The sequence below is a fragment of the Streptomyces sp. NPDC057249 genome, from assembly GCF_042669245.1.
In the GTDB taxonomy this organism is placed as follows: domain Bacteria; phylum Actinomycetota; class Actinomycetes; order Streptomycetales; family Streptomycetaceae; genus Streptomyces.
The window spans coordinates 112172-124136 of sequence record NZ_JBHUXS010000013.1; the positions used below are offsets into that span (position 1 = coordinate 112172).

Below are 11965 nucleotides of genomic sequence, written 5' to 3' on the forward strand. Positions count from 1 at the left end.
GTGAACCGTGTTGACTCGGTTCACAGATGATGCTGTGATTGACCTGTCGCTGAACGAGCGACCCGGTCGAACCGCTCACCAGTCATCCCGTACTTGCCGAAGGGCACAGCCATGTCCCAGTTCACGCAGCCGCCGCAGTCCCCGCAGCCTCCGCACTCCCAGCCCCAGCAGCCGTACGGCCCCGCCCACGCGCCCGGTCTGCGCCCCGCACGCAACGGCCTGGGCATCGCCGCCCTGATCCTCGGGCTCATCGGCGCGGTCTCCGGCCTGATCCCGTTCCTCTTCTGGCTGGCGGGCATCCTCGGGACGATCGCGCTGATCCTGGGGCTCGTCGGCCGGGGCCGCGCCAAGAGGGGCGAGGCGACGAACAAGAACATGGCCACGTTCGGCACGGTCCTCGCGCTGATCGCGCTGATCATGTCGGTGGTCGGCGCGGTGATCACCTTCAAGGCGGTCGACGACGCGGTGGACGACCTGAACAAGGCGGTGTCGGACACGACGGCGTCCGCGAAGCCGAAGGCGGGCGGCGACAAGGCGGACAAGGACGGCGCGGCGAAGGGCGACGACAAGGCGGGCAAGGAGGAGAAGCCCACCGGCGAGGCGCTGGAGGCCGGCGACTCGGCCGTGTACGACGACGACCTCACGGTCACGGTCGGCGACCCGACGACGTACACGCCGAGCGAATTCGCGATCGGGCACACCAAGGGCAACAAGGCCTACCGCGTCCCCGTCGTCATCGAGAACGCGGGCAAGGAGAAGTTCGACTCCGCGCTGGTCACCGTGGAGGCCCGGGCCGGCGCGGACGGGGTGGACGCGGAGCAGATCTTCGACGACAAGGTCGGCGAGGGCTTCAGCGGCACGATCCTGCCCGGCAAGAAGGTCACGGTGCTCTACGCGTTCGACGCGCCGGCCGACGCGAAGCTCCTGACCGTCGAGGTCAACCCCGACTTCTCGTACGACTCGACGCAGTGGGACCTGAAGCTCTGACCCGCACAGCGACCCCGGCGCCCGTGGAACCCGCCCCCAGGGCGGGTTCTCCGCGTCGGGGCACGCTCAGGAGCGCTCCCCGGGCCAGGCGGCCAGCGCCAGTTCGGCGATCTCGGCCAGCTCGTCCCGGCCCACCCCGTCGCGGGAGCGCTGCGACATGCCCTGGACGACGGCGGCGAAGTAGCCGGCGAGGACCCGGGGGTCCACCCGCTCCGGCAGTTCGCCCGTGCGCCGCGCGTCCCGCAGCCGCGCCTCCCACGCCTCGATGTTGCCGTTGCGCATCTCGCGCAGCCGGGCGCCCACCTCGGCGTCCTGCGGGGCGACGTTGACGGCCGCCGTGATCACCATGCAGCCCGCCGGGTGCGAGCGGTCGGCGTAGATCCGGGCGGCCTCTCGCAGGATGCGCGCGAACGCGCGGTAGGCGGTGGGCTCCTGCTCCAGGGCGTCGCGTATGAAGGTCCCGCCCGGCGTCCTGCCGTAGGCGGCGACCGCCTCCTCGAAGAGCGACCTCTTGTCGCCGAAAGCGGCGTAGAGGCTGGCGGGCCGGATGCCCATCGCCTCCGTCAGCTCACCGATCGAGGTCGCCCCGTAGCCCCGCTCCCAGAACAGCCGGACGGCCGCCGCGAGCGCGGCGTCCCGGTCGAAGGAGCGCGGCCGTCCGCGCCCCGCACCTGTCTCACCCATGACCACATTCTAGAGCGCCCGCTCAAGAAACCGTGCTACGTTTTTTTCCGGAACGATCGCTCAATAAATCGCGAGGGGTAACAGCCATGTCTGCACGCGCACTTGAGGGCAAGGTCGCACTGGTCACCGGCGGCAGCCGGGGCATCGGCAGGGGCATCGCGGAACGGCTGGGGCGGGACGGGGCCGTCGTCGCCGTCGCCTACGCCCGGGACGCGGCGGCGGCCGACGAGGTCGTCGAGGTCATCCGGAAGAACGGCGGCACGGCGTTCGCCCTCCGCGCCGAACTGGGCGCCCACGGCGACGCGGCCGCGCTGTGGGAGGCGTTCGACGAGGAGATCACCGCGCACGCGCCCGGCGGCGGGGTCGACATCATCGTCAACAACGCGGGCACCGGGCTCTTCTCCGAGCTGTCCTCGCTCACCGAGGAGGCGTTCGACGCGGTCTTCGCCGTCAACGTGCGGGCACCGTTCTTCATCGTCCGCCACGGGCTCGGCCGGCTGCGCGACGGCGGCCGGGTCGTCAACATATCCAGCGGCGCGGCCCGGGTCGCGATGCCGGACATCATCGCCTACAGCGCGACGAAGGGTGCTCTGGACAACTTCACGCTGACCCTCGCCAAGGAGCTGGGCCCGCGCGGCATCACGGTCAACTCGGTGGCTCCCGGCATCATCGACACCGACATCAACGCGGGCTGGCTGCGCGGCGACGCCGAGGCCCAGGCCCGGTCCGCCTCACTGGCCGCCCTGGGCCGGGTCGGACGGGTGGAGGACGTCGCGGACGTCGTGGCGTTCCTCGCCTCGGACGACTCCCGCTGGGTGACGGGCACGGTGATCGACGCGACGGGCGGCACGGCGCTCTGAGGAGGGGCGGGCCCCTCCGCGGGGCCCGCCCTGCCGGTACGTCAGCCGCCGCACTGCTTCAGCATCATGTCCTTGTCCGCGCTCGTCACCGGCAGGTCGTACTTCAGCGAGACCTGCGCGAAGCGGAGCACGTACGCACAGCGGATCGGCTTGTACGGGGGGAGCCAGGTCGCGGGGCCCGCGTCCCGCTTGGCGTTGTTGGCCGGGCCGTCCACGGGGAGGAGGTTGAGCGGGTCGTTGGCGATCTGCTGCCGCTTGGCCTCGTTCCAGTGGGCGGCGCCCATCTGCCAGTCGTACGACAGCGGCATGACGTGGTCGATCTGGACCTTGGTCGCCTGCTGCTTGCGCCACTCGATGGTCTTGCCGGTATACGGGTCCTTGAGCGTCATGGAGACGACCACGCACTTCGAACCGGAACGCAGCTCGACGTCCTTGCCGTCCCGGGCGAGCAGGTCGTTGCGGGTGTCGCAGCCGTTGTGGGACAGGGGGACGTCGTCCACCGAGTCCTTCCACGCGTACCCGAACTTGTCCCGCTCGTAACCGGTCTTGGGGCCGCGCCCCTTGGTGGCGACCTTCTCGATGATCCTCCGTGCCGCCGCCCGGTCCTTCTCCGACGTGAGGGGCGCGAGGCCGGGCTTCGTACCGTCGTCGTTGGTCAGCGGGCTGGCGCCGAAACCGGTGGCGGACCGGCCGCCGTCCGCGCCCCGGCCGGACGCGTCGATGTCCGAGGGGAGCTGATCGGGGTCGCAACCGCTCAGCGCCAGCACGACCGCGGCGGCCAGGGCGGGCACCATCACTCGACACACGCGGGGGGATATCACTCGTAGCCGTCCTGACGGTGAGAAAGCCGAACCAACCGGGGAATTCTACGAATGTCTTCCCCGCGAGGAGGATTTCATGACCGCGAGGCGTTCCCGCGTGCGGGCCGGACCACACCTCGCGCCGCGCCTCGTCACACCTTCCCGATCCCCAACGTGTTCTCGGACGGCAGCAGCCCCGAGCCGACCGCCGCCACCCACAGCGGCCCCAGCAGTTCGGCGAGCCGTTCCCGCTCCTCCGCCGCGAGTACCCGCCACGGTCCGGCCGCCGCCTCGTCCGTACGCCGCTCGACCTCCGCCCGCAGCGCCCGGCCCGCCTCGGTCGCCGTGCCGTCACCGGCCACCAGCCCCCGCTTCTGCAGCCGTTCGAGCGCCGCCCGCCACTCGCCCTCGTCCCAGCCCCGGCTGCCGAAGACCTCCGGCCGGGCCGCCCCGACCGCCGCGAAGGAGACCAGCGCCTCGACCGGGTCCAGCTCCGCGTGCGCCAGCGCGGCGAGATGGCCGTCGCCCCGGTGCTCGCGCAGCACGGTCGCCGCGTGCCAGACCGCGAGGTGCGGTTCGTCCGGCCGGGGCAGCGCGGCGTTCGCGGCGGCCATCGGCCGGTCCGCCGGGCCGGCCGCCTCCGCGACGCGCCGCAGCAGCGCGGCGGCCTCGGCCGTCCCCGGCGCGGCGACCGCCTCCCCGAGCAGCTTCCGGTACGCGCGGTCCACGGCCCGGCCGCGCGCGGCGAGCACCGCGTCCGGCGAGGCGACCGCCCAGACGGCGGGGACGTACGCGCCGACCATGCGCGGGCTGAAGCTGTAGAACACCTCCGCGACCCGGTCCGCCCCCGCCTCGCCCAGCGGCGCCGCCCGCCAGGCGAAGTAGCTCGGCCACCGCTCGTCGACCGCGTACCCGAGCGCGGCGGCCTCCTCGAACGCCTCCGGCGCGTAGTACAGAACGGCGTGCACGGGCTCCAGCAGGTGCCACAGCTGCCGTACGCGCCCCAGTTCATCGGACATGTCCCCACCTTCCGCCACACACCGGCCAGCATCTAGCCACTGCCTAGATCCCCAGGGTGCGCGCGATCGGCGAACTTGTCAACGACTAGATCCCGCGTACCCTGCTGTCCATGACCAGCGACCGCGCCTACCACCACGGCGACCTGCGGCGGGCCGTGCTCACCGCCGCCCTCGACGTCATCCGCACCGAGGGCCCCGCCGCGCTCAGCCTGCGCGACCTGGCCCGCCGGGCCGGCGTCTCCCACGCCGCGCCCGCCCACCACTTCAAGGACCGCACGGGCCTGCTCACCGCGATCGCCGCCGAGGGCTACGCCCTGTTCGCGGACGCCCTGGCAGCCGCCCCGGACCTGCGCGAGCGGGGCGTGGCGTACGTACGGTTCGCGGCGACGCACCCGGCCCACTTCCAGGTGATGTTCCAGCCGGACCTCCACCGCGCGGACGACCCGGACCTGCTCACGGCCAAGGCCCGCGCCACGGCCGAACTGCGCGCGGGCGTCGCCACCGTGCCCCCCACCGACGACCCCCGCCTCGCGGGCGTGGCCGCCTGGTCCCTCGCCCACGGCTTCGCCACACTGCTCCTCAGCGGCAACCTGGACGACGCGGTGGGCGACCGCGACCCGGAGGACGTCTTCCGCCTTGTCGGCCGGCTGCTGTTCAACGCGGAGGACGCACCCGGCCGATAGGGCCTACTCGGCCGTGAACTCGTACTGCACCTCGTACAGGTGCCCGGCCTTCACCATGACCGTCGCCTCGATGGGCCGCTCGCCGTCGCTGTAGACGACGCGCAGCGTACGCAGTACCGGCAACCCTCCCGGCAGGCGCAGCGCCTGGTACTGCTCCTGGGTGGGCACGCGTGCGGACACACGGTCGACGCTGAGCCGTGGAGGGTACCCCAGGCCCGCGAGCAGCGTCGGGGTCCCGCCCGGAATCTTGCGGCGATCCGTCATCGCCGTACCGCTGACGATGTCCAGCGGGTAGTAGGAGGCCACGAGTTCGGCGGGTTCGTCGTCGATCGCGAGCAACTGGCGCCGCAGCAGGGCCGGAGCGCCCTCCGGAAGCCTCAGCGCCTCCGCGATATCCGCCGGCGGCTGGACCTCGGCCACTTCGAGCAGCGTGCTGTGGGCCCGAGAGCCGCCCTTCGCCGCTTCGGCCAGCCAGCGGTACGGTTCCCCGACGCCCGCCGGAGCCATGGACGCGGCCGGGCGGACAGTCCGCTGGCGGTGCTCGCGCACGGTCACCGACGCGCCCGCCCTGCTGATCACCAGTTCCTCGTCCTTGAGCAGCTGCACCGCCTTCTGGATCGTCGCGTTCGAGGCGTCGAACCGCTGCTTGAGGTGGGCCGTCGAGGGCAGGTTCGCGCCGGGCGCGAGGTCCCCGCCCATGATCTCGTCCCTGAGATCGGCCGCGATCCGCTCATGCAGCGAACGGCGGTCGGCGGCGTCGGCTTCGGGTTTGGGCACGGTCATCCGATCCTGATCTCGTAGCGCAGCTTCTGGCGTTGCGGAGGCATGGCCATGATGTCGACCTGAATGGGCCGGTCCACCTCGTCCAGAGTGAGCCGGGTGAGCTGGAGGACTGGGTCGCCCTCCGCCAGCCCCAGCTGCTCGGCCTCGGGCCCGGTCGCCCGCCGCGCGGTCACCTCTTCGCGTACGCGCACGCCGATGTGGCCCAGCTCCGCCAGGAGCCTGACCGCCCCGCCGGGGATCTTGGCCGTACCGGCGAGACCGGTGCCGCCGGCGATGGCCAGCGGGTAGTACGTGTCCGTCAACTCACAAGGGACGGCGTCGAGGTACATGATCCTGCGCCGGGCGACGACGCTCTCCCCGACCTCCACCCCGAACAGCTCCGCGACCGCTGCCGGGGCGTCCACCTCGCCCGCCTGGACGATGCGCTGACTCCCGCGCCGCCCCTCGGCAGCGGCCTCGGCCGCCCAGGTGTCGCCCGGAGCGCCGGAGGACGCGGCGAGATAGGGCGTCGACGTACTGACCCATTCACGACCGCCCACGTCTCTCTCCTCCGTAGCTCCCACCGACGACACCCAGCGTGCCTCATGTCCGGACGGGAGGCCCAGCCGCACTCCCACCCGAAGGTTACCTTGCCGCTTTTCGCGAATAGCAGTACAGTCGTCGTCACGTTACAGCCCGCAAGCAAGGCGGTGAACCACCGTGTTCCTGGTGCAGCAACGACGCTTCACCCGCAGGCGCACCTCCGTCGGTGCCTCACGCGACTTCGTCACCGGCGTCCTCACCGAGTGGCGGCTCCACACCTTGATCGAGGACATAACGCTGTGCGTGTCGGAACTCGCCACCAACGCGTTGCTGCACGGCGTGCCGCCCGGCCGGGAGTTCAGCGTCGGCCTCCACCGGGCCGAGGACCTGGTACGTCTGGAGGTCCGCGACAGCGGACCGGGGCAGCCACGCGTCCAACAAGCCGCCGACGATGCCTGCTCCGGACGCGGCTTGCACCTCGTCCGGGAACTCGCCGACGACTTCGGAGTCGATGACCACGTCGTCGGCAAGACCGTGTGGCTGATCTTCAAGACCTCACCGTGAAAGTCGGCTCTCACATTCCGCAAAGGGCGTGATCGGTCCTGACCTCTTCTGTCGCTCTTGGGCCGTAACTCACCTCGTGAGCTGGCCCATTCGGCTGCAAACGGGTGGCGGCACTTCACCCGCCCCCGCACGCCTGCCGACAACCACAGCATGATCACTTCCCGCTCCACACGCTCCAAGGCCCTCACCGCCGCAGCCGCCACCCTGTGCGCGCTCACCGTCTCGGGCGCGCTGCCCGCCTCCGCCTCCGCCGACCGGACCGCGCCGGCCGCCCCCGCCGAGGCACCGCTGCTGGTGTCCATCGGTGACAGCTTCATCTCCGGTGAGGCCGGGCGCTGGTCCGGCAACAGCAACGTGAGCGCCAACGGTTACTCCGGCACCGACCGGGCCTGGGACCCGGCGACCGGTGAGAGCGACCCGTACCGGGTGTACGGGTCGTCCTACGACAGCGGCTGCAACCGCTCCGACGTGGCCGAGGTCCAGTCCGTCACGCTCGACGTCAGCCGGCTCAACCTCGCCTGCTCGGGGGCGACCTCGAAGGCGGTGCTCCTCCCCGAGCACGGCGGCGCGCCGTTCAAGGGCGAGCGCTCGCAGGCCAGGGAGCTGGAGGACGTGGCGATCGGCCGCGAGGTGCGCGCGGTCGTCGTGTCGATCGGCGGCAACGACCTCGGCTTCTCCGACATCATCACCGGCTGCGCGACCGAGTTCGTCATCGGCGGCTCACCGTGCGCACCGGACGCGGCCGAGCAGGTCGCCGAGCGGCTGCCCGGCGTGCGGCAGGCGGCCGTGAACACCCTCGCCGACGTGCGGACCGCGCTCGACCGGGCGGGCCACCCGGCCGGCTCGTACCGGCTGATCCTCCAGTCGTACCCCTCCCCGCTCCCGGACGCCGGCCGCATCCGCTACCCCGGCGAGAAGTACGACCGGCTCCAGTCCGGCGGCTGCCCCTTCTACGACAAGGACCTCACCTGGGCGCACGACGAGCTGGTCCCGGAGATCAGTTCGGTCCTGGCGGACGCGGCCGACGAGGGCGGCGCGGAGTTCCTGGACCTGTCCCGGTCGTTCGAGGGCCGCGAAGTGTGCTCGACCAGCACCCGGCACGCCGACGCCACCCACTCCCCCTCCGGTGACACCAGCGAGTGGGTCCGCTTCGTGACCTCCGGCTACGGCCAGGGCCAGAAGCAGGAGTCCCTGCACCCCAACAGCTACGGCCAGCAGGCCCTCGGCACCTGCCTGACCCTCCAGCTGGAGCAGCCGTCGGGCGACCGCCGCTGCACCAACACCGCCGGCCAGGGCCCCACCGCGATGCGGCTGCGATCCATCGGCTGACACCTTCGCGGAAACGGGAACGGGTGCGGGTGCGGTACGTCGTCGGCGTACCGCACCCGCGTCCGCGCTCAGACCCTCACGACCCCAGGATCGTCGTCAGGAACTCGCCCGTCCACGCCAGCAGTTCGCGTCCCACCACCGGCTTGCCGCCGATCTTGCCCGTCGTCGGGCGCGGCACCAGGATCTGGTGGACCGCCGGCTTGATGACCGTCTTCGGGTACAGCCGCTTCAGCCGCAGCTCCTGCGACTCGCGCAGCTCCACCGGCGCGAAGCGGATGTTCGGCCCCTGGAGCACGATGTCGCCGACCCCGCAGGCGCGCGCCAGCATGCGCAGGCCCGCCACCAGGAGCAGGTTCTCGACCGGCTCCGGAAGCTTGCCGTAGCGGTCGGTCAGCTCCTCGCGGACCGCCTTGATGTCGTCCTCCGAGGACGCCGAGGCGATCGAGCGGTACGCCTGGAGGCGCAGCCGCTCGCCGGGGGCGTAGTCGTGCGGGACGTGCGCGTCGACCGGGAGCTCGATCTTGACCTCCAGCGGCGGCTCCTCCTCGACGCCGCCCTCCAGGGACGCCCGGTAGTCCGCGACCGCCTCGCCCACCATGCGTACGTACAGGTCGAAGCCGACGCCCGCGATGTGACCGGACTGCTCGCCGCCGAGCAGGTTGCCCGCGCCGCGGATCTCCAGGTCCTTCATGGCCACGTACATGCCCGCGCCCATCTCGGTGTGCTGGGCGATCGTGGCCAGGCGCTCGTGGGCGGTCTCCGTCAGGGGCTTCTCCGGGGGGTAGAGGAAGTACGCGTAGCCCCGGTCGCGGCCACGGCCGACCCGGCCGCGCAGCTGGTGCAGCTGGGAGAGGCCGAAGTTGTCGCCGCGCTCCACGATCAGCGTGTTCGCGTTGGAGATGTCGATGCCGGACTCCACGATCGTCGTGGAGACCAGCACGTCGAACTTCTTCTCCCAGAAGTCCACCACGACCTGTTCCAGGGCCTGTTCGGACATCTGCCCGTGCGCCGTGGCGATCCGCGCCTCCGGCACGATCTCGCGCAGCCGCGCCGCCGCCCGGTCGATCGACTCGACCCGGTTGTGGATGTAGAACGCCTGGCCCTCACGCAGCAGTTCACGCCGGATCGCGGCGCCGATCTGCTTCTCCTCGTACGGGCCGACGAAGGTCAGGACCGGGTGGCGCTCCTCGGGCGGGGTGGTGATGGTCGACATCTCGCGGATGCCGGTGACCGCCATTTCGAGCGTACGGGGGATGGGCGTCGCGGACATGGTCAGCACGTCCACGTTGGCGCGGAGCTTCTTCAGCTGCTCCTTGTGCTCGACGCCGAACCGCTGCTCCTCGTCCACGATCACGAGGCCCAGGTCCTTGAACTTCGTCTCCGAGGAGAACAGGCGGTGGGTGCCGATGACCAGGTCGACGGAGCCGTCCTTCAGCCCGGCCAGCGTCGCCTTGGACTCGGCCTCGGACTGGAAGCGGCTCAGCGCGCGCACGTTGACGGGGAACTGGGAATAGCGCTCGGTGAACGTGCCGTAGTGCTGCTGCACGAGCAGTGTGGTGGGGACGAGGACGGCGACCTGCTTCCCGTCCTGCACCGCCTTGAACGCGGCGCGGACCGCGATCTCCGTCTTGCCGTACCCCACGTCGCCGCAGATCAGCCGGTCCATCGGGACCGACTTCTCCATGTCCTCCTTGACCTCGGCGATCGTCGTCAGCTGGTCGGGCGTCTCCGCGTACGGGAACGCGTCCTCCAGCTCGCGCTGCCAGGGGGTGTCCGGGCCGAAGGTGTGGCCGGGGGCCGCCATCCGGGCCGAGTACAGCTTGATCAGGTCGGCGGCGATCTCCTTGACGGCCTTCTTGGCGCGCGCCTTCGTCTTCGTCCAGTCCGCGCCGCCGAGCCGGTGCAGGGTCGGGGCCTCGCCGCCGACGTACTTGGTGACCTGCTCCAGCTGGTCGGTCGGGATGTACAGCCGGTCGCCGGGCTGCCCGCGCTTGGCGGGGGCGTACTCGACCAGCAGGTACTCGCGCGTCGCCCCCTGCACGGTGCGCTGCACCATCTCGATGTAGCGGCCCACGCCGTGCTGCTCGTGCACGATGTAGTCGCCGGCCTCCAGCGTCAGCGGGTCGATCGTCTTGCGCCGCCGCACCGGCATCCGGCCCAGGTCCTTGGTGGCGGTGCGCTGCCCGGTGAGGTCGGTCTCCGTGAGCACCGCGAGCTTCAGGCCGGGGTGGACGAAGCCGTGGTCGATGGCCCCGCACGAGACGTGCACCACGGACGGGGTGATCTCGTCCAGGTCCGGGTCGAGCCGGGCCGCGATCCCCTCGCCGCCCAGCATCTCGACCGTACGCGAGGCGAGCCCCTGGCCCTCCGTGACGTACACCGTGCGCCAGCCGTCGGCCAGCCGGCCCTTGGTGTCGGCGAACGCCCGCGCGGTGTCCCCCCGGTACATCTCCGGCGCCTGCATGCCCAGCGCCAGGGTGTCCGCGTCCAGCTCCGCGTCCGCCGCGAACGGGGAGATCGACCACCACATCATGTCCAGCTCACGGGCCCGCTCGCGCACGTCCGCGATGCCGCGCAGCGAGGCCGCGCCGACGTCGATCGGGGCCTCGCCACCACCCGCCGACGCCGCCCAGGACGCCTGGAGGAACTCCTGGCTGGTCGCGACAAGGTCCGCGGCCCGGGTCCGGACCCGCTCGGGGTCGCAGACGACGGCCATCGCGCCCTCGGGCAGCACGTCGAGCAGCAGTTCCATGTCGTCCACGAGGACCGGTGCCAGGGACTCCATGCCCTCCACCGCGATGCCCTCGGCGATCTTGTCGAGGAGTTCGCCCAGCTCCGGGTGGGCCTCGGCGAGCGCGGCGGCCCGCTCCCGCACCTCGTCCGTCAGCAGGAGCTCCCGGCAGGGCGGCGCCCACAGGCCGTGCTCGGCGACCTCCAGGGACCGCTGGTCGGCGATCTTGAAGTAGCGGATCTCCTCGACGTCGTCACCCCAGAACTCCACCCGGAGCGGGTGCTCCTCGGTGGGCGGGAACACGTCCAGGATGCCGCCGCGCACCGCGAACTCGCCGCGCTTCTCGACCAGTTCGACCCGGGCGTACGCGGCTGCCGCCAGCGCCTCCACGGTCTCGCCGAGGTCGGCGCTCTGCCCGGTGCGCAACGAGACGGGCTCCAGGTCCGCGAGCCCCTTGACCTGCGGCTGGAGCACGGACCGGATCGGCGCGACGACGACCGAGACCGGCCCGGTCTCCGGGTCGTCGGCGCGCGGGTGCGCCAGGCGCCGCAGCACGGCGAGCCGGCGGCCCACGGTGTCGGAGCGGGGCGACAGGCGCTCGTGCGGCAGGGTCTCCCAGGACGGGAACTCCGCGATCGTGTCCGGCGGCAGCATGGTGCGCAGCGCGGTCGCCAGGTCCTCCGCCTCCCGGCCGGTCGCGGTGACCGCGAGGACCGTCCGCCCGGCGTCCCGGGCCAGCGCGGCAACGGCGAAGGGCCGCGCGGCGGGCGGGCCCACCAGGTCGATGTGCATCCGGCGGCCGTCACCGGCGGCCTTCACCGCTTCGTCGAGCGCCGGATCACGTACGACGACATCCAGCAGACCGTTCAGGCTCATGAAGGGCTTCCGTCCGGGTGAGAAGAAGGGCTCTGACGGCCGGCTGCCGCCAGGGCGCGCCGCCCCGGGGGCAACGCGAAGGGCCCGACACGGGTGACGGGCCGGGGGTTACTAGCGTACGACCCGG

Annotated in this window: 11 protein-coding genes; 5 read left to right on the forward strand and 6 right to left on the reverse strand. The window is 71.9% G+C overall.

Annotation, left to right across the window (positions count from 1 at the left end):
• Nucleotides 1-111: 111 nt before the first annotated feature.
• The gene (locus ACFUJY_RS23800) at nt 112-987 is read left to right on the forward strand and encodes a DUF4190 domain-containing protein (protein ID WP_383302966.1); all 876 of its coding nucleotides are present in this window, start codon (nt 112-114) and stop codon (nt 985-987) included.
• 66 nt (nt 988-1053) lie between these two features.
• Here the strand turns inward: ACFUJY_RS23800 and ACFUJY_RS23805 are convergent, their stop codons facing one another.
• Nucleotides 1054-1671: a TetR/AcrR family transcriptional regulator gene (locus ACFUJY_RS23805; protein WP_383302969.1), complete on the reverse strand. Its 618-nt coding sequence runs from the start codon at nt 1669-1671 to the stop codon at nt 1054-1056.
• An 86-nt stretch (nt 1672-1757) separates the two neighbouring features.
• Between ACFUJY_RS23805 and ACFUJY_RS23810 the strand changes: the two genes are divergently transcribed.
• On the forward strand, nt 1758-2531 hold the full coding sequence (locus ACFUJY_RS23810) for an SDR family oxidoreductase (protein ID WP_383302971.1): 774 nt from the start codon (nt 1758-1760) through the stop codon (nt 2529-2531).
• Between the two features lie 41 nt (nt 2532-2572).
• Here ACFUJY_RS23810 and ACFUJY_RS23815 read toward each other — a convergent pair whose 3' ends face one another.
• Both ACFUJY_RS23815 and ACFUJY_RS23820 read right to left on the reverse strand, forming a co-directional pair.
• A complete protein-coding gene (locus ACFUJY_RS23815; RefSeq protein ID WP_383302973.1) occupies nt 2573-3325 on the reverse strand; it encodes an HNH endonuclease family protein in 753 nt (250 codons plus the stop codon).
• 158 nt (nt 3326-3483) lie between these two features.
• Nucleotides 3484-4350 carry a hypothetical protein gene (locus ACFUJY_RS23820; protein WP_383302976.1) on the reverse strand — a complete coding sequence of 289 codons (867 nt, stop codon included), beginning with the start codon at nt 4348-4350 and terminating at the stop codon, nt 3484-3486.
• Nucleotides 4351-4460: 110 nt separating this feature from the next.
• Between ACFUJY_RS23820 and ACFUJY_RS23825 the strand changes: the two genes are divergently transcribed.
• A complete protein-coding gene (locus tag ACFUJY_RS23825; protein ID WP_383302978.1) occupies nt 4461-5033 on the forward strand; it encodes a TetR/AcrR family transcriptional regulator in 573 nt (190 codons plus the stop codon).
• Between the two features lie 3 nt (nt 5034-5036).
• On the opposite strand, the gene ACFUJY_RS23830 is transcribed toward ACFUJY_RS23825, so the two are convergent.
• Together ACFUJY_RS23830 and ACFUJY_RS23835 are read right to left on the reverse strand one after the other, a co-directional pair.
• Nucleotides 5037-5816, reverse strand: coding sequence for a GntR family transcriptional regulator (locus ACFUJY_RS23830; protein WP_383302981.1), 780 nt, complete (start codon nt 5814-5816; stop codon nt 5037-5039).
• Entirely contained in the window at nt 5813-6355 is a 543-nt protein-coding gene (locus tag ACFUJY_RS23835; protein WP_383302983.1) for a GntR family transcriptional regulator, read from the reverse strand. The genes ACFUJY_RS23830 and ACFUJY_RS23835 overlap by 4 nt, the downstream gene beginning before the upstream one ends.
• A gap of 160 nt (nt 6356-6515) precedes the next feature.
• Between ACFUJY_RS23835 and ACFUJY_RS23840 the strand changes: the two genes are divergently transcribed.
• Nucleotides 6516-6902, forward strand: coding sequence for an ATP-binding protein (locus ACFUJY_RS23840; RefSeq protein ID WP_383302986.1), 387 nt, complete (start codon nt 6516-6518; stop codon nt 6900-6902).
• Nucleotides 6903-7052: 150 nt separating this feature from the next.
• Nucleotides 7053-8231, forward strand: a complete 1179-nt coding sequence (locus ACFUJY_RS23845) for a GDSL-type esterase/lipase family protein (RefSeq protein ID WP_383302987.1) — start codon at nt 7053-7055, stop codon at nt 8229-8231.
• Nucleotides 8232-8307: 76 nt separating this feature from the next.
• Here the strand turns inward: ACFUJY_RS23845 and mfd are convergent, their stop codons facing one another.
• Complete coding sequence (gene mfd, locus ACFUJY_RS23850) at nt 8308-11838, reverse strand: transcription-repair coupling factor (protein ID WP_383302990.1); 3531 nt, start codon at nt 11836-11838, stop codon at nt 8308-8310.
• Nucleotides 11839-11965: the final 127 nt, after the last annotated feature.